The sequence below is a fragment of the Pelomonas caseinilytica genome, from assembly GCF_021353235.1.
In the GTDB taxonomy this organism is placed as follows: domain Bacteria; phylum Pseudomonadota; class Gammaproteobacteria; order Burkholderiales; family Burkholderiaceae_C; genus Pelomonas; species Pelomonas caseinilytica.
The window spans coordinates 388,377-404,744 of record NZ_JAJTWT010000005.1 but is presented as its reverse complement, the minus strand read 5'-3'; the positions used below and the strand labels follow the sequence as shown (position 1 = coordinate 404,744).

Sequence of the window (16,368 nt, the reverse complement as noted above, 5' to 3'; positions counted from 1 at the left end):
GATCAGCCCAGTTCCGCGTTGTGATAGACGGCCTGCACGTCGTCGAGGTCCTCGAGCACGTCGAGCAGCTTCTGCATGCGCTCGGCATCGTCGCCCGTGAGCTCGATGGGGTTCTCGGCGCGCATGGTCACTTCGGCCAGTTCGGGCGTCAGGCCGGCGGCTTCCAGGGCGGCCTTGACCGTCTCGTAGTCGGCCGGGGCGGTCAGCACCTCGATGGAGCCGTCATCGCCGGCGATGACGTCCTCGGCACCGGCGTCCAGCGCCACTTCCATGATCCTGTCCTCTGACGTGCCCGGCGCGAACACCAGTTGCCCGCAATGCTTGAACTGGAAGGCCACCGAGCCCTCGGTGCCGAGGTTGCCGCCGTACTTGCTGAAGGCGTGGCGCACCTCCGCCACCGTGCGCACGCGGTTGTCGGTCATGGTGTCGAGGATGATGGCCGCGCCGCCGATGCCGTAGCCCTCGTAGCGGATCTCCTCGTAGCTCAGGCCGTCGAGGTTGCCGCTGGCCTTGTCGATGTTGTACTTGATGCGGTCCGCCGGCATGTTGGCGGCCTTGGCCTTGTCCACGGCCAGGCGCAGGCGCGGGTTGTCCTTGATGTCGGGGCCGCCCTGGCGGGCCGCGACGGTGATTTCACGGATGATGCGCGTCCAGATCTTGCCGCGCTTCTCGTCCTGGCGGCCCTTGCGATGCTGGATGTTGGCCCATTTGGAATGTCCGGCCATGGGTTGTCCTCTTCTGACGGCCAGCGTTGCGGCGGCCTGATTTATCGTTGGCAGAACGGCGATTTTAGAGGAGGCCCTTCAGCACCATGACGACCGACCCCATCCTGCTGGCCCGCCACGGCGACACCGAGTGCCTGCTGCTGCCCGCGCTGGCCAACCGCCACGGCCTCATCACGGGTGCCACCGGCACCGGCAAGACCATCAGCCTGCAGAAGCTCGCGGAGAGTTTTTCCAGGCTCGGCGTGCCGATCTTCATGGCCGACGTGAAGGGCGACCTGACCGGCATCAGCCAGGCCGGCCAGGCCAGCGACAAGCTGCTGGCCACTTTGAAGGACCGCGGCCTGGAGCCGCCCGAGCCCGTGGCCTGCCCCACGACGCTGTGGGACGTGTTCGGCGAGCAGGGCCATCCGGTGCGGGCCACCGTGTCCGACATGGGGCCGCTGCTGCTGGCACGCATGCTGGCCCTGAACGACACCCAGGCCGGCGTGCTGCAGATGGTGTTCAAGATCGCCGACGACAACGGCCTGCTGCTGCTGGACCTGAAGGACCTGCGCGCCATGCTGCAGCACGTGGGCGACAACGCCAGCCAGTTCACGACCCAGTACGGCAACGTCTCGGCGGCCAGCATCGGCGCCATCCAGCGCGGCCTGCTGCAGATCGAGGCCCAGGGCGGCGACCGGTTCTTCGGCGAGCCCATGCTCAACATCGCCGACTTCATGCAGACCGATGGCGGTGCCGGCGTCGTCAACATCCTGGCCGCCGACAAGCTGATGAACGCGCCGCGGCTGTACGCGACCTTCCTGCTGTGGATGCTGTCCGAGCTGTTCGAGACCCTGCCCGAGGTGGGCGACCTGGAGAGACCGAAGCTCGTCTTCTTCTTCGACGAGGCCCACCTGCTGTTCAAGGACGCGCCTGACGCGCTCGTCGAGCGCATCGAGCTGGTGGTGCGCCTGGTGCGCTCCAAGGGCGTGGGCGTCTACTTCGTGACGCAGAACCCGCTGGACATCCCCGACGCCGTGCTCGGCCAGCTGGGCAACCGCGTGCAGCACGCACTGCGGGCCTTCACGCCGCGCGACCAGAAGGCCGTCAAGAGCGCGGCAGACACCATGCGCGCCAAGCCCGGGCTGGACATCGCCGCGGCCATCACCGAGCTGGGCGTCGGCGAGGCCCTGGTGAGTTTGCTCGACGACAAGGGCAGGCCCAGCGTCACCGAGCGCGTCTACGTGCTGCCCCCGGGCAGCCAGATCGGGCCCATCACGGCGGCGCAGCGCCAGGCGCTGATCGCGAATTCCCTGGTCGCAGGCGTCTACGACAAGGCCCTGGACCGCGAATCCGCCTACGAGAAGCTGACCGGCCGGGCCGGCGGCGCACCGGCAACGGCGCCCGGCGGAACCGGAGGTGGCATCGCCGCCGAGGCTGGCAGCGTTTTCAAGGGCGGCCCGGCAGTGCCGGCACCCGCACCCGCCGACACCGGCGGCGGCATGCTCGATGGCCTCAAGGACGTGCTCTTTGGCACCACCGGCCCGCGAGGCGGGCGGCATCCGGGCCTGGCCGAGCAGGCAGCCCGCTCGGCGGTGCGCAGCATGGGCACGGCCGTGGGCCGCGAGATCATCCGCGGCGTGCTGGGCAGCCTGCTCGGCGGCGGAGGGTCGCGGCGGCGCTGAATCGCGCACACCGTTGCGGTGAAACCGCACACCGGGCAAGTTAGACGACGTTCTCCTGATCGACGCCGCCACGGCGATGCGGCAGACTGGTGCGCACACCAAGAGATAGACGGGAGACGCCATGAAAGCTCTGACGCAATTGCGCATCGGCTACCGACTCGGCATCGCCTTCGCGGTCGTGCTGGCCCTGATGCTGGTGGTGGCGGTGGTCAGCGTGGGCGGCACCTTCCGCGTCGCGGCGGGGCTGGAGCGGGTCTACCGGGACCGCACCGTGCCGCTGTCCCAGCTGGCCGAACTCAACAACCTCTCGACGCGCAACCGCCTCGTCATCGTGGAGATGCTGCGCGCGCCGGGCTTCGACGAGATCAAGCGGCGCAGCGACGAACTCAACGCCAACCTCAAACGCGGCCAGGAGCTGCTCGACGCTTACCTCGCCACGCAGCTGACCGAGCGGGAGCGCGAGCTGCTGAAGCGCTTCGCCGCCATGCGCAAGGCCTATATCGACGAAGGCCTGCTGCCGGTCAGCACGGCGCTGTCCACGGGCGGCATGAGCACGGCGCTGCAGATCTATGAGGAGAAGACACTGCCTCTGGCCGGCAAGACCCGTGACCTGGCGGACCAACTCGTCAAGCTGCAGGTCGAGGAGGCCGCCGCCGAATACCAGCGCGGCCAGGAAACCCGGGCCATGGCCGTCGCCACCACCGCCATCCTCACGGCCGTCGCCCTCGCGCTCGGCGCCGCCCTGGCCTGGATGATCACGCGGTCCATCACCGAACCGGTGGGACGCGCCGTCGGCTTCGCGCAGGCGGTGGCGGGCGGCGACCTCACCTCGGCCATCCGTGCCGACGGCCGCGATGAGATCGCCACATTGCTGGCGGCCCTGGGCCAGATGAGCGATGGCCTGGTCCACATCGTGCGCCAGGTGCGCCAGGGTGCCGACTCCATCCTGACCGGCGCCGGCGAGATCGCCAGCGGCAACGCCGACCTGTCCCAGCGCACCGAGCAGCAGGCCGCCAATCTCGAAGAGACGGCCGCCTCCATGGAGCAGATGAACGCGACCGTGCGCCAGAACGCCGACACCGCGCAGACGGCCACGCGGCTCGCCGAGTCGGCCAGCGGCGTCGCGGCGCGCGGGGGACAGGTCGTGCAGCAGGTCATCGCCACCATGGGCGACATCAGCGCCAGCTCGCGCAAGATCGCCGACATCATCGGCACCATCGACGGCATCGCCTTCCAGACCAACATCCTGGCGCTCAATGCCGCCGTCGAGGCGGCACGCGCCGGCGAGCAGGGCCGCGGCTTCGCGGTCGTGGCCGGCGAGGTCCGGGCCCTCGCCCAGCGCAGCGCCCAGGCAGCGCGGGAGATCAAGACCTTGATCGGCCACAGCGTGGACAACGTCGACGCCGGTTCCCGCCTCGTCGGCGAGGCGGGCGAGACCATGACCGAGATCGTCACCCAGGTGCGCCGCGTGGCCGATCTCATCGCCGAGATCGGCTCGGCCACCCAGGAGCAGACGACGGGCATCGGCCAGGTGAGCGAGGCCGTGTCCCAGCTCGACAAGGTCACGCAGCAGAACGCCGCCCTCGTGGAGGAGGCTGCTGCCGCCGCCGACAGCCTGCGCGGCCAGGCCCAGCACATGCACGAGGTGGTGGGCGTCTTCAAGGTCGGCTCCGGCGGCTGAGCAGGCATCCCGCTTGCCGGCGCAGCCTTCCGCGGCGCCGCAGACGGCCGGCCGCATCAACCTTCGAGGAGATCGCGATGATGGACGCGACGACCCTGACCTGGTGGCACCTGCTGTGCGCCATCGCCGGCCTGAACCTGCTCGCCTGGACCGCCTCCACCGCCTGGCTGCATCGCCACCGGCCTGACGGCACCACCTGGCCCCATCAGCGCCTGCAATTGCTGCTGTCAGCCCTGTACGTGCTGGGCTGCGGCTACCGCTCCTTCCTGCCGGTCTTCGACGTGCCACGCGTCGTCATGGTCGACAGCTGGGCCTCCAGCGTGCTGGTCGGCCGCACCGTCGCCACCATCGCCGAGCTGAGCTTCGCCGCGCAATGGGCGCTGCTGTTGCGCGGCTGCGCCCTGGCGACCGGACGACGCTTCAGCCTGCAGGTGGCCCACGCCATCGTGCCGATGATCGCCATCGCCGAGCTGCACTCCTGGTACGCCGTGCTGACGACGCGCAACATCGGCCACGTCGTCGAGGAGACGCTGTGGGGCAGCGCGGCGGTGCTCAGCGTGCTGGCCATGCTGGTGATCTGGCCGCGGGCCACGGCGCGCGGCCGGCGCTGGCTGGCCCTGGCCATCGCGGCCGGCGCCCTCTACGCCGCCTACATGTTCGCCGTCGACGTGCCCATGTACTGGGCCCGCTGGGTGGCCGACGAGGCGGCCGGCAGCAGCTATGCCAGCCTGGCCGCCGGCATCGCCGATGCGGCGAGCCGCTGGACGGTCTCGCACGACTGGGCACGCTGGCGCAGCGAGGTGGTCTGGATGACGCTCTACTTCAGCGTCGCAGTGTGGATCAGCATTGGCCTGGCGCATGTGCGGCTGCCGCTGCGGGCCCGTCCTTAGAATCGACGCCAACCCTGCCGGGCCGCCGTGCAACAACAGGCGGCCCGTTTGTCTTTTCCCGAGTCGCCGATGAGCCACAACGCTTCCGCCGCCCCTGCCACCAATTTCCTGCGCCAGCGCATCGAGCACGACCTGGAGACGGGCACCTTCGCCGGCCGCCATTTCGCAGGCACGCCCGGCGACGCGGCCCACCATGCCGCCGGCCCGCTGGACGAGGCCCGCATCCGCACCCGCTTCCCGCCCGAACCCAACGGCTACCTGCACATCGGCCATGCCAAGAGCATCTGCCTGAACTTCGGCCTGGCCCGCGACTACGGCGGCGCCTGCCACTTGCGCTTCGACGACACCAACCCCGAGAAGGAGGAGCTGGAGTACGTCAAGGCCATCAAGGAGATGGTGCAGTGGCTGGGCTGGAGCTGGGGCGACAACCTCTACGAGGCCAGCAGCTATTTCGACTTCATGTACCGGGCCGCGGAGGCGCTGATCCAGGCCGGCCACGCCTACGTCGACGAGCAGAGCGCCGAGGAGATGCGCGCCAACCGCGGCGACTTCGGCCGGCCGGGCGTGAACAGCCCCTTCCGCGACCGCAGCCCCGAGGACAACCTCGCGCGCTTTCGCGAGATGCGCGATGGCCGGCATGCCGACGGCGCCATGGTGCTGCGGGCCAAGATCGACATGGCCTCGCCCAACATCAACCTGCGCGACCCGACGCTCTACCGCATCAAGCACGCGGAGCACCACGCCACGGGCAACACCTGGTGCATCTACCCGATGTACACCTACGCCCATCCCATCGAGGACGCGCTGGAGCGCATCACCCACAGCATCTGCACGCTGGAGTTCGAAGACCAGCGGCCCTTCTACGACTGGCTGCTGGAGCGCCTGGCCGACCTCGGCCTGCTCGCGCGCCCGCTGCCCCAGCAGATCGAGTTCGGCCGCCTGAACCTCAACTACGTCGTCACCAGCAAGCGCAAGCTGCGCCAGCTGGTCGAGGAAGGCCACGTGACCGGCTGGGACGACCCACGCATGCCCACCCTCGTCGGCCTGCGCCGCCGCGGATTCACGCCCGAGAGCATCCGCGCCATGGTGGAGGCCACGGGCGCCAGCAAGCAGAACGCCTGGATCGAGGACACCGTGCTCGACCAGGCCCTGCGCGCCGACCTCGAACCCCAGGCGCCGCGCGCCTTCGCCGTGCTGCAGCCGCTCAAGCTCAAGCTCACCAACTTCGCCGAGGTCTTCGGCAGCGCCGACCACCGCGAGCCCTGCGAGGTGGCCGCCCACCCGCACAAGCCCGAACTCGGCCTGCGCCGCTTCTCCCTCGGCCCCGAGCTGTGGATCGAGGCCGAGGACTTCATGGAAGTGCCGGTCAAGGGCTATTTCCGCCTCTTCCCGGGCAACAAGGTGAGACTCAAGGCCGGCTACGTCATCGAGTGCACGGGCTGCGAGAAGGACTCCGAGGGCCGGGTGACGGCCGTGCTGGCCACGGTCGTGCCCGACACCAAGAGTGGCACGCCCGGCGCCGACGCCGTCAAGGTCAAGGGCGTGATCGGCTGGGTGGGCGCGCACGAGGCGGTGGCGGCCGAGGTGAGGCTGTACGAGCGCCTCTTCGCCGAGCCCCAGCCCGATGTGGGCGGGCGCGACTTCCTCGAGTTCCTGAACCCGAACTCGCTGCGCGTCGTGCAGGCCTTCGTCGAGCCGTCGCTGGCCCATGCGCCCGCCGACGCACGCTGGCAGTTCGAGCGCCACGGCTACTTCGTGACCGACCGCGTCGACCACCGCGCCGACCGGCCGGTGTTCAACAAGATCACCGGCCTCAAGGACAGCTTCAGCCGCTGAACGGCGCGGCCGATGCCGGACTCACTCCGGCATCCGGTCGTCGCCGAAGTCCTGCAGCGCGCGCTGGTACAGGCGCTGGATGCTGCCGTCGCGTTGCAGGGAGTCGACGGCGCGGCTGAGGCGGTCGATCAGCTCCGGCGTGGCGCTGCGGCGCGACAGGTGCAGCCAGAAGGTCTGCCGCTCCACCAGCACCGGCCGCGCGAACTCCTGCATGCGCAGGCCCAGGCCGCGGGCCGCGCCGAAAAGGCCCAGCGTGCTGCCGTAGGCCGCGTCCACGCGTCGCGTCATCAGCATCTGGATGGCGTGCTCGTTGCTGTTGACCCACTGCACGTGCAGGCCCGGCACGGCGGCCAGGCTCTCGGGCACGGGGAAGCTGCGCGGCACGGCGAGTGCCAGGCGGGCCAGATCCTCCATCCGCAGCACGGGCGCATCGCGCCGGCTGACCAGCACCGTCGGCAGGGCCAGCACGGGCGCCACCTGGTGGGCCACCGACTTCAGTTCGTCGTTCGAGAAGCGCAGCACCATGTCGGAGGTGCCGCTTTGCAGGCTCAGCACCGTGCGGGCATAGGGCACGACGCGGTTCTCGGCCGCCAGCCCCGCACGCTGGACGATGAGGTTGCCGATGTCGTACATGAGGCCGCTGCCGCCCTGCGGGCCGATGCGGCCGAAGGGTTCGGACTGGATGGTCTCGATGCGCAGCACCGGGGTCTCGGCCGCCAAGGCGCCACCGCTTCCCAACCACGCCAGCAAGGCGGCCGCGCACAGCCTGCGCCGCTCACCGGACATCGCCCCGTCAACGGGGCCTCCCCTGTCAACTCCCATCCAGTCATTGCACCACAGCTGGGCGTGGCCGCGCCCCTCGCGGCGTCATTTGTGGCGCGGCGACCCCACCGCGCGCGAATAAACCCCTCAATCGTGGGCACCGCAGCACAGCACGATGGGGCTGGCGTAGTCCCGGCCCACCACCGCTCGGGCAAACAGGTAGTTCTGTCGCGCCTTCTCCGTCAGGGCGTCCAGCTGCACGCCGCCCCTGGCATCGCAGGGAAAGGCCAGCGCCCGGCCGGTGTGGAAGAGGGACTCGAAGCGCAGTTCGTAGCCAGTCGTCAGGGGCAGGGGACGTGAGTTCATGGGGCACCTCTCTGGCAAGCAGACTAGGCGCCGCATCGCCCCACCGCGCGTGAAAACGTCGCGGCCGTCATCGGCCCTCCCGTCGGTGGGGGGCCCGCGCGCCAAGATGTCACGGCGGGTCCATCCGCCAGGGCCGGTCGTCCGGCTCGACGACGGTCGTCCCGCCGGGCCCCGGCCACGGCGGCCGTGACATCCGCCACGAATCGCCGCGCTTGCCACGCCAGGCTTTCAATTGCTCACAGGTGGCGCCGGAGGGTGCCCCCTAGCATCGCTTCGCCGCCAAGCCGTCCGTCCCGCATGCCCGAGTCCCCGCCCGCCACCGCCTCCCGCCCTGCCCCGCCCCGGCTGCTCAGCGGCACCGGCGGCGGGCGCCAGGCCACACGCACGGCATCCACCACGGCCACCGAGGCCACGAGCTTCACCGCCACCGTGCCGTTCAAGCGGCCCGAAGCCACACCGTCCCAGGCTGCTGCCGATTCGGCGGCGGCCCCTCTGCCGCGCTGGCTCAAAGGCGTGGTCATCGGCGGCGTGCTGCTGGCCGTGGGCATGCCGGTGTCTGTGCTGCTGTCGCGCTCCATGCTCGTGCAGTCGGTACTGGCCGAGCAGAGCGGCTCCAAGGCCGCCATGGTCTGCACCGGCGGCGACGCACGGGCGCTGGATGACTCCAGCGTGCTGGGCTGGCTGTTCGGCGGCTCCTATTTCCAATGCGGCGACTGGGAGACCCGCGACGCCCGCGTGCAGCGCGAGCGCGACCAGTACGAGGCCAACTACCTTGCGCGCCAGCGGGGCCGGCAGGGCCTGAACTGAGCGCGCCTTGCGCCGCCCGGCCGTCGCGCAGGCTCAGCGGCCCGGCTGGAGATGCCGCTCGAAGAAGGCGTCCATGGTGCGATACAGGTGCAGCCGTGACGCCCGGCCCGCGATGCCGTGGGCCTTGCCGGGGTAGATCTGCAGGTCGAAGGTCTTGCCGGCGGCCTGCAGCGCCTCGACCAGTCTGAGGGTGTGCTCGAACAGCACGTTGTCGTCGGCCGTGCCGTGCATCAGCAGCAGCGGCCGAGACAGCAGCGCCGCGCGGGCGGGCAGGTTGGCCGAAGCGTAGGTCTCGGCCTTGCCGCCCTCGGGCTGGCCGAGGTAACGCTCCGTGTAGGCGGTGTCGTAGAGGGTCCAGTCCGTCACCGGTGCCACGGCGACCGAAGCCGCGAAGGGCGTGTCCGCATCCAGCACCGCGCGGGCGCCGAGGAAGCCGCCATAGCTCCAGCCGAAGAAGCCGATGCGCGCCGGGTCCACGCCCGGCACTCGGTTCGGCAGTTCGCGCACGGCGGCGAAGAGGTCGGCCACCTCCACCTTGCCGAAGGCGTGGAAGTGCGCACGGGTGAAGTCGCGGTCACGATGCTCCATGCCACGCGTGTCCAGCGTCAGCACGCCATAGCCGCGCATCTGCCAGTAGGCGATCAGCGGCAGGTCGCGTCCCCAGGCCCAGCTCACGGTCGCGGCACCGGGGCCACCGTAGGCCATGACGATGACGGGGTGCCGGCCCTCGCGGCGGTCCTGGGCGGCAAAGAAGAAGGCGTTCAGCGGCGTGCGGCCGTCGGCCGCGGTCAGCTCCAGGGCCAGCGGCAGGCTGGCGATCTGGCGCAGCAGCGGGTCCGGCGGGTCGCCGGCCAGGGGGATGGCGCGGTCGGAGCCGTCCAGGGCGCGCAGTTCCAGCCGCGGCGGCATGCCCCAGGCCGAGCGCGTGACGAGCAGCCGCGTGCAGGCGCGGTCGGCCTTGGCGTCGCGCCATTGGCGGCTGGCCGCGCCGGGCAGGGCCTGCACCTTGCCGCCGGCCAGCGGCAGGCTGTAGAGCTCCTGGGCCTTGCCGCGGTCACCGGCGGCGGCGAAGACCACCTGACGGGCATCGGCGCAGACGGCATGGGCGACCGGTTCGGCCATCTGCGTGAGCGGGGTGCGGGCGCCGCTGGCGCGGTCCAGCAGCAGCAGCTGGCGCCGGCCCGAAGCCTCGCTGGACCAGAGCAGGCCGCGCGGCGTCTCGATGAGGTCGTCGTGCACCTCGACCCAGGCGGGGTCGGTCTCGACGGTGATGTCCCGCGGCGCGGCGCCGGCCTTGAACTCGGTTAGCGTGAGGCGGGTCTGGTCGCGCGTGAACCACTGCAGCCAGGGCGTGCCGTCGGCGAACCAGCCGGCGCGGGCGATGTACTCCGCACTCGCCGGCAGCGGCAGCTCGCGCCGCTGGCCGGTGGCGGCGTCGATGACGAAGGCCGTGACCTTGGCATTGGCCTCCCCCGCCGCCGGGTAGCGCTGCTGGGTCATGGCGGTGCGGTCGGCGAAGATCTGCGCCCTCGTCTTGACGGTCACGCCCGCCTCGTCCACCCGCAGGGCGAGCAGCGACTTGCCGTCCGGCGACCACCAGTAGCCGCGCTGGCGCGACAGCTCCTCGGCGGCGATGAACTCGGCCAGGCCCCAGCCCAGCGTGGCGCCGCCATCGGCGGTCAGGCGGCGCGGGCTGGCGCCCTCGTCGAGGGGCAGCACGAACAGGTTGCCGCCCTGCACATAGGCCAGGCGCCGGCCGTCGGCGGTGCAGCGCGGGTCCTGCTTGGGCGCACCGGTCGGCAGGGCCAGCTTGCGTGCCTGGGGGCCGGTGGCCGTCAGCCGCACGAGGTAGAGGTCGCCCGAAAGCGGGAAGAGCAGCGTGCTGTCGTCCCGGCCGCACCACTGGTAGCCGGTGATGCCGCGCTGGCTGATGCGCTGGCGCTCCAGGGCCATCTTCTCGGCCTCGCTGAGCTGCTGGGCGGCCCCGCCGAGCAGGTCGGCCGCGGCCACGAGCTTGCGCGGCTCGCCGCCCTGGACCTCCGCGCCCACGGGCTGGGCCCAAAGCTCCAGCACCTCGCTGTCGGCCTGCGAGGGCCGCAGGAAGCTGACCCATTTGCCGCCCGGCGAGACCTCGGCCTGACGCGGCAGCCGGCCCGCCAGCGGCGGGTCGGCGGTGATGCGTTCGAGGGTGAGGGGCTGGGCCTGGGAGGGCTGGGCGGCGGCGGCGCTCGTGACGCAGGCGCAGGCGAGCAGGGACAGGAGGGTCTTCATCGCCGCATGCTAGCCGCGCCATCCAGCGTCAAGGGCGGGCCTAGGCGACGCGGCCATCAGGGCAAGCCCGGGGGTCGGCTGGCGCTGGCGCCTGTCACCCGCCGAGCGCCGGCCGCTGGGCTTTCAGGTCGATGCGCGCCGCCTTCGATGGAAAGCCGCCCCCTAAACTGCGCGCCCATGCTGGATGCGCGCGCCCATCTCGAGACCACGCCGCTGGCGAAGCTGCTGGCGCCGGAAGACCTGCGCGACCTGCAGGCTTCGGCCGTGGAGCGCAGCTTCGCGCGCGGCGCCCACCTCGCGGCCGTGGGCAGCCCGCTGACGTCCTGGTTCGGCGTCATCGACGGGCTGGTGTCGCTGTCCGTCACGCATGCGGACGGCGATCAGACCATGCTGGACGTCGTCGGAGACGGCGGCTGGTTCGGAGAGGGCACGCTGATGAAGGCCCAGCCCTGCCTGTTCGACGCCGTCGCCCTGCGCAACACCCGCGCGGTGCTCATCCCCGCGGCGCAGTTCCGCCGCCTGCGCGCCGCCAGTCTCGGCTTCAACCACTTCCTGCAGGACCTGCTGAACGCCCGGCTGGGCACCATGATCAGCGCAGCCCTCAGCACGCGGCTGGATTCGCTGGAATCACGCGTGGCACGCGCGGTGGCCGAGCTGGCGCAACGCTCGTCGACCCGCGATGCCGTGCTGCGCATTTCCCAGGCGGAGGTCGCCATGCTCGCCGGCACGTCGAGGCAGCGCGCGAATATCGCGCTCAAGCGACTCGGCGAACTGGGCCTGGTCGACGTGGTTCGCGGCGGCCTGCGGGTGCACGACCTCGGCCGCCTCGTGGCGGCGAGCTGCGCGCCGGCTCAGTAGGCCGCGGCCGGCGCCGCGAACAGGCGCCGCGCGAGTTCGTCGGCCGCATTGACCGTGCGCAGCTCGGCGTAGGCCGCCTCGGCCTCGGGGTAGACGCGCTTCAGGTAGTGCAGCCACTGCTTGAGGCGGCCGCCCTGGTGGCGCGGCGCGACGGTGGCGCGTACCTGGGCGAAGAAGTCCTGCATCAGCGGCAGCAGCTCGATCCAGGGCAGGCCGCCGGCGCGCTGGCCGGTGACCCGCAGGGCGAGGCCGGGGTCGGCCACCATGCCGCGGCCCAGCATCAGGTGCTCGCAACCGCTGCGTTCGCGGGCCAGGGCGGCGTGCTCGACGGTCCAGATCTCGCCGTTGGCGATGACGGTCAGGTCCACGGCCTCGCGCACGGCCGCGATGCGCTCCCAGTAGGCGGGCGGCTTGTAGCCGTCGGCCTTGGTGCGGGCGTGGACGACGATCTCGCTGCCACCGCCCTCGGCGATGGCGCGAGCGACGTCGAGCGTGCGGTGGGCGTCCATGTAGCCCAGGCGCATCTTGGCCGACACCATCACCTCGGCCGGCACCGCACGGCGCACGGCGGCGACGATGGCATGGATGAGTTCGGGCTCGTCCAGCAGCACCGCCCCGCCGCGGTGGCGGTTCACGCATTTGGCGGGGCAGCCGAAGTTGAGGTCGATGCCTTCGGGCCGCAGCTCGGCCAGGCGGGCGGCGTTCTCGGCCAGGCAGCTCACGTCCGAGCCCAGCAGCTGCGGATGCACCGGCACGCCCGCCGCCGTGCGCCCGCCGTTCCTCAGCTCCGGCACGATGCGGGTGAAGACGCGGCTGGGCAGCAGCTGGTCGGTCACGCGGATGAATTCGGACACGCAGCGATCCACGCCGCCGATGCGGGTCAGCACGTCGCGCAGGATGTGGTCGAGCAGGCCCTCCATGGGCGCCAGCAGGATCATGGCGCGGCTCCGCCCGGGGGCTGGTCCAGGTGCATCAGGTACAGCCGCAGGTCGAACTCCAGCTGGAAGTAGTCCGGCTCCATGTGCTGGCAGAGCTGGTAGAAGGCCTTGTCGTGGTCGAGCTCGCGCAGGTGGGCCAGTTCGTGCACGACGATCATGCGCAGCAGCGCGGCCGGCGCCTCCTTGAACAGGGTGGCGACGCGGATCTCGCGGCGGGTCCTGAGCCGGGCGCCCTGCACCTGCGTGCGCCGGGTGTGCGTGCCGAGTGCCTGCTGCAGCACGCGCAGCTTGGCGTCGAAGCCGACGAACTGCAGCGGGCCGGCGTTGCGCATGTGGCGGCTCTTCAACTCGTTCACGTAGTCGAACAGTGCCACATCGCTGCGCACCTCGTGGCGCTCGGGCAGGCGTTGCGCGAGGTGGCTGGCGAGGCGGCCCTGCAGGCGCAGGGTCTCCGCCTGGGCGATGAGTTCGGGGGGATAGCCGGCGAGGTAGCGGGCGGCAAGCATGGCGCGATTCAAGGGCGCGGCGCCGTGGTGGGCGCCGCGCGGTGCAGGGTCAGGCGGCCAGCGCGTCGAGCTGGTCCAGGCTCGCCATTGTCGCCAGGCAGGCGCGCGCCACCTCCACGCCCTTGGTGGAGAAATGCTCGGCGAAGAAGCGCTTGTGCTCGCCGTGCTCGTGGAAATGGTGGGGCGTCAGCACGGCCGAAAACACCGGCACGTCGGTGTCCAGCTGGACCCGCATCAAGCCATCGATGACGGCGTGCGCGACGAACTCGTGGCGGTAGATGCCACCGTCGACGACGAGGCCGCAGGCGATGACGGCGTCGAAGCGGCCCGAACGGGCCAATCGCCTGGCATGCAGCGGGATCTCGAAGGCGCCGGGCACGTCGACGACGGTGACCTGGTCGGGCGGGATGCGACATCGGTCGAACTCATGGCGTATGGCGGACACGGCCACGCCGACGATGTCCTTGTGCCAGCTGGCGGCCACGATGGCCACCCGCGGCAGGCGGTTGAGCTTGAAGCTGGGATTGAGGGGCTGATTCATGGTGTCCTCTTGAAAGACGGTTTTCCAGAATCAGGGCAAGCGCACGCAGCGGCGGCGCCGCCCGCCTGCACGGGAGCGCCGTCACTGACGCGATCTCTTTCATCCGGACTGTGACCGTCGGCCCTGGCCTCTCACCAGGTCTGCTGACCCTCCACCGCGCAGCGGCGAAGGCGCTCGCGGGCTCGCGCTCATGGAGCGCATACCGCCGGTGGGGAGTTCCACCCCGCCCTGAGAACGCTGCCGGACTCGCGTCCGGCGGGCGGCATCCTAACGGCCGCCCGGGCATGATGGCGATCATGTCCGAGACATTCCGAGTCACCGTGCTGCCGGGCGGCGAAAGCTTCGAGGCGCCGGCCGACCGGCCCGTCCTGCTGGCGGGCCTGACGGCCGGCGTGGCCCTGCCCTGGTCCTGCCGCAACGGCACCTGCCGCACCTGCATCTCGCGCCTGGAAGCCGGCCGCATCGAGCATCGCATCGCCTGGCCGGGGCTGTCCGCCGAGGAAAAGGCCGAGGGCTTCTTCCTGCCCTGCGTGGCCGAGCCGCGCAGCGACCTGACGATGCGACCGGGCTGACCGTTCGCCAGACCGTGACATCGTCCACAGCCGCTGTGGACAAACCCGTGAACAGCCTGCGGGCGGACACCGCAAGTTGTTGGCGCAACAGGCCTTTTCTTGCGCTGCCTCAGATTGAGGCAGGCCGGGCGCCGGAACAATCGCGGCATGCATCGCACCATCTTCACGACGCCCGTCGTCAGCACCCTGCTGAGGGGCTTCTCGCTGGCGTGGCTGCGCCTGGCCGGCTGGACCGTGCAAGGCCAACTGGCACCCGAGGCGCGCAAGAGCGTCTTCATCGCCGCGCCCCACACCAGCAACTGGGACCTGCCCTACACGCTCTTCGCCGCCTTCGCGCTGCGGCTCACGCCCTACTGGATGGGCAAGGCCTCGATCTTCCGCTTCCCCTTCGGCGGCCTGATGCGCTATCTCGGCGGCATCCCGGTGGACCGCAGCAAATCCAGCAACCTCGTCTCGGCCTCGGCCGAGGCCCTGCAGGCGGCCGACGGCCCGGTGCAGCTCATCGTGCCGCCCGAGGGCACGCGCAGCAAGACGGTGTACTGGAAGACCGGCTTCTACTGGATCGCCGCGACGGCCAAGCTGCCCATCGTCATGGCCTACATGGACTACCCGCGCAAGCTGGTCGGCCTGGGTCCGCTGTTCACGCCCAGCGGCGACATCGAGGCCGACATGGCGCAGATCAAGCGCTACTACGCGCAGTACAAGGGCAAGAACTCAGACCAGTTCACGCACGAGTGACTTAGCCCCTCGTCCGGTCCTGCCGAGGGGACGGCGATGCTCGCGGCATCCAGCCGCTCGCACATCGCCCACCGGGCCGGCTCGGGGCGGCCCGGCGCTCGGCCCGCGGCCAGGGCTTATTTGGCTTCGGGAAGCTCGATCTTGACTTCGAGGACTTCGAGGTCGCCCTGGCGTTCCATGTGGACCTTGATGTCGTCAGGGTTGATGGACACGTACTTGCTGATGACGGCCACCAGTTCCTTCTGCAGTTGCGGCAGGTAGTCGGGGCTGGCGCTGCGGCCGTTGCGCTCGTGGGCGAGGATGAGCTGCAGCCGCTCCTTGGCGACGCTGGCCGAGCTTTTCTTCTCGCCGAGGAAGAAGTTCAGGAATCCCATTTGCAGGCCTCCCTCACTTGCCGCCGAAGACGCGCTTGAACCAGCTCTGCTTCACGGCTTCGGTGAAGCGCATGGGCTTGTCCTCGCCGAGGAAGCGGGCCACCACGTCCTTGTAGGCCTCGGCCACGTCCGTGCCCTGCAGGTGGATTGCCGGCGTGCCCTGGTTGGAGGCCTGCAGCACGCTCTCGCTCTCGGGGATGACGCCGATCAGCGGCGTGCGCAGGATCTCGTGGATGTCGTCCAGGCTGAGCATCTGGCCGCCTTCCACGCGATTGGGGTTGTAGCGGGTGATGAGCAGGTGCTCCTTCACCGGCTCGCCGCCCTCGATGGCGCGCTTGGTCTTGCTGGAGAGCATGCCGAGGATGCGGTCGCTGTCGCGCACCGAGGAGACCTCGGGGTTGGTGACGACCAGCGCCTCGTCGGCGTAGTGCATGGCCATCAGCGCGCCGGTCTCGATGCCGGCCGGCGAGTCGCAGACGATGTAGTCGAATTCCATCGCCTTGAGTTCGTCGAGCACGCGCTCCACGCCTTCCTGCTTGAGGGCGTCCTTGTCGCGCGTCTGCGAGGCGGCCAGGATGTAGAGCTTGTCGAGCTGCTTGTCCTTGATGAGGGCCTGGGTCAGCTTGATCTCGTCGTTGATGACGTTGATGAGGTCATACACCACGCGGCGTTCGACGCCCATGATGAGGTCGAGGTTGCGCAAGCCGACGTCGAAGTCGATGACGCAGGTCTTGAAGCCCCGCATCGCGAGGCCGGTGGCGAAGCTCGCGCTGGTGGTGGTCTTGCCGACCCCGCCCTTGCCGGAGGTGACGACGACGATCTTGGTCATCTGGGTGTTC

Annotated in this window: 17 protein-coding genes and 1 riboswitch; of the genes, 8 read left to right on the top strand and 9 right to left on the bottom strand. The window is 70.5% G+C overall.

The window, feature by feature from the left end; translation table 11 throughout:
• Nucleotides 1-2 precede the first annotated feature (2 nt).
• Nucleotides 3-725 (bottom strand): YebC/PmpR family DNA-binding transcriptional regulator, encoded by a 723-nt coding sequence (locus tag LXT12_RS14705; protein WP_233392933.1) that lies wholly within the window; start codon nucleotides 723-725, stop codon nucleotides 3-5.
• A gap of 86 nt (nucleotides 726-811) precedes the next feature.
• On the opposite strand from LXT12_RS14705, the gene LXT12_RS14700 reads away from it, so the two are divergent.
• The 4 genes from LXT12_RS14700 to LXT12_RS14680 all read left to right on the top strand — a co-directional run bounded on the left by LXT12_RS14700 (nucleotide 812) and on the right by LXT12_RS14680 (nucleotide 6,796).
• A complete protein-coding gene (locus LXT12_RS14700; RefSeq protein WP_233392932.1) occupies nucleotides 812-2,389 on the top strand; it encodes a helicase HerA-like domain-containing protein in 1,578 nt (525 codons plus the stop codon).
• A gap of 121 nt (nucleotides 2,390-2,510) precedes the next feature.
• Complete coding sequence (locus LXT12_RS26760) at nucleotides 2,511-4,070, top strand: methyl-accepting chemotaxis protein (protein ID WP_255763613.1); 1,560 nt, start codon at nucleotides 2,511-2,513, stop codon at nucleotides 4,068-4,070.
• Between the two features lie 80 nt (nucleotides 4,071-4,150).
• A complete protein-coding gene (locus LXT12_RS14685) occupies nucleotides 4,151-4,960 on the top strand; it encodes a hypothetical protein (protein ID WP_233392931.1) in 810 nt (269 codons plus the stop codon).
• A gap of 69 nt (nucleotides 4,961-5,029) precedes the next feature.
• Nucleotides 5,030-6,796 carry a glutamine--tRNA ligase/YqeY domain fusion protein gene (locus tag LXT12_RS14680; protein ID WP_233392930.1) on the top strand — a complete coding sequence of 589 codons (1,767 nt, stop codon included), beginning with the start codon at nucleotides 5,030-5,032 and terminating at the stop codon, nucleotides 6,794-6,796.
• 21 nt (nucleotides 6,797-6,817) lie between these two features.
• Here LXT12_RS14680 and LXT12_RS14675 read toward each other — a convergent pair whose 3' ends face one another.
• Nucleotides 6,818-7,516, bottom strand: coding sequence for a substrate-binding periplasmic protein (locus LXT12_RS14675; RefSeq protein WP_233392929.1), 699 nt, complete (start codon nucleotides 7,514-7,516; stop codon nucleotides 6,818-6,820).
• Nucleotides 7,517-7,705: 189 nt separating this feature from the next.
• Entirely contained in the window at nucleotides 7,706-7,924 is a 219-nt protein-coding gene (locus tag LXT12_RS14670) for a hypothetical protein (RefSeq protein WP_233392928.1), read from the bottom strand.
• Nucleotides 7,925-8,221: 297 nt separating this feature from the next.
• Between LXT12_RS14670 and LXT12_RS14665 the strand changes: the two genes are divergently transcribed.
• Nucleotides 8,222-8,731 carry a hypothetical protein gene (locus LXT12_RS14665; RefSeq protein ID WP_233392927.1) on the top strand — a complete coding sequence of 170 codons (510 nt, stop codon included), beginning with the start codon at nucleotides 8,222-8,224 and terminating at the stop codon, nucleotides 8,729-8,731.
• Nucleotides 8,732-8,764: 33 nt separating this feature from the next.
• Here the strand turns inward: LXT12_RS14665 and LXT12_RS14660 are convergent, their stop codons facing one another.
• Nucleotides 8,765-11,002 carry a S9 family peptidase gene (locus LXT12_RS14660; protein ID WP_233392926.1) on the bottom strand — a complete coding sequence of 746 codons (2,238 nt, stop codon included), beginning with the start codon at nucleotides 11,000-11,002 and terminating at the stop codon, nucleotides 8,765-8,767.
• A 177-nt stretch (nucleotides 11,003-11,179) separates the two neighbouring features.
• On the opposite strand from LXT12_RS14660, the gene LXT12_RS14655 reads away from it, so the two are divergent.
• Nucleotides 11,180-11,860 (top strand): Crp/Fnr family transcriptional regulator, encoded by a 681-nt coding sequence (locus LXT12_RS14655; protein WP_233392925.1) that lies wholly within the window; start codon nucleotides 11,180-11,182, stop codon nucleotides 11,858-11,860.
• On the opposite strand, the gene LXT12_RS14650 is transcribed toward LXT12_RS14655, so the two are convergent.
• The 3 genes from LXT12_RS14650 to LXT12_RS14640 are packed head-to-tail and all read right to left on the bottom strand — an operon-like array spanning nucleotide 11,854 to nucleotide 13,845.
• Nucleotides 11,854-12,798 carry a tRNA dihydrouridine synthase gene (locus LXT12_RS14650; RefSeq protein WP_233392924.1) on the bottom strand — a complete coding sequence of 315 codons (945 nt, stop codon included), beginning with the start codon at nucleotides 12,796-12,798 and terminating at the stop codon, nucleotides 11,854-11,856. The genes LXT12_RS14655 and LXT12_RS14650 overlap by 7 nt on opposite strands.
• Complete coding sequence (locus tag LXT12_RS14645) at nucleotides 12,795-13,304, bottom strand: M48 family metallopeptidase (RefSeq protein ID WP_233392923.1); 510 nt, start codon at nucleotides 13,302-13,304, stop codon at nucleotides 12,795-12,797. The genes LXT12_RS14650 and LXT12_RS14645 overlap by 4 nt, the downstream gene beginning before the upstream one ends.
• Nucleotides 13,305-13,353: 49 nt before the next feature.
• Nucleotides 13,354-13,845 (bottom strand): 6,7-dimethyl-8-ribityllumazine synthase, encoded by a 492-nt coding sequence (locus LXT12_RS14640; protein ID WP_233392922.1) that lies wholly within the window; start codon nucleotides 13,843-13,845, stop codon nucleotides 13,354-13,356.
• Between the two features lie 87 nt (nucleotides 13,846-13,932).
• Nucleotides 13,933-14,085, bottom strand: a riboswitch (FMN riboswitch).
• Between the two features lie 56 nt (nucleotides 14,086-14,141).
• Here LXT12_RS14640 and LXT12_RS14635 point away from each other — a divergent pair.
• Entirely contained in the window at nucleotides 14,142-14,417 is a 276-nt protein-coding gene (locus tag LXT12_RS14635; protein ID WP_233392921.1) for a 2Fe-2S iron-sulfur cluster-binding protein, read from the top strand.
• 147 nt (nucleotides 14,418-14,564) lie between these two features.
• Nucleotides 14,565-15,155, top strand: coding sequence for a lysophospholipid acyltransferase family protein (locus LXT12_RS14630; protein ID WP_233392920.1), 591 nt, complete (start codon nucleotides 14,565-14,567; stop codon nucleotides 15,153-15,155).
• A gap of 116 nt (nucleotides 15,156-15,271) precedes the next feature.
• Here LXT12_RS14630 and minE read toward each other — a convergent pair whose 3' ends face one another.
• Nucleotides 15,272-15,529, bottom strand: a complete 258-nt coding sequence (minE, locus tag LXT12_RS14625; RefSeq protein ID WP_233392919.1) for a cell division topological specificity factor MinE — start codon at nucleotides 15,527-15,529, stop codon at nucleotides 15,272-15,274.
• 13 nt (nucleotides 15,530-15,542) lie between these two features.
• On the bottom strand, nucleotides 15,543-16,358 hold the full coding sequence (gene minD, locus LXT12_RS14620; RefSeq protein WP_233392918.1) for a septum site-determining protein MinD: 816 nt from the start codon (nucleotides 16,356-16,358) through the stop codon (nucleotides 15,543-15,545).
• Between the last annotated feature and the right edge of the window lie 10 nt (nucleotides 16,359-16,368).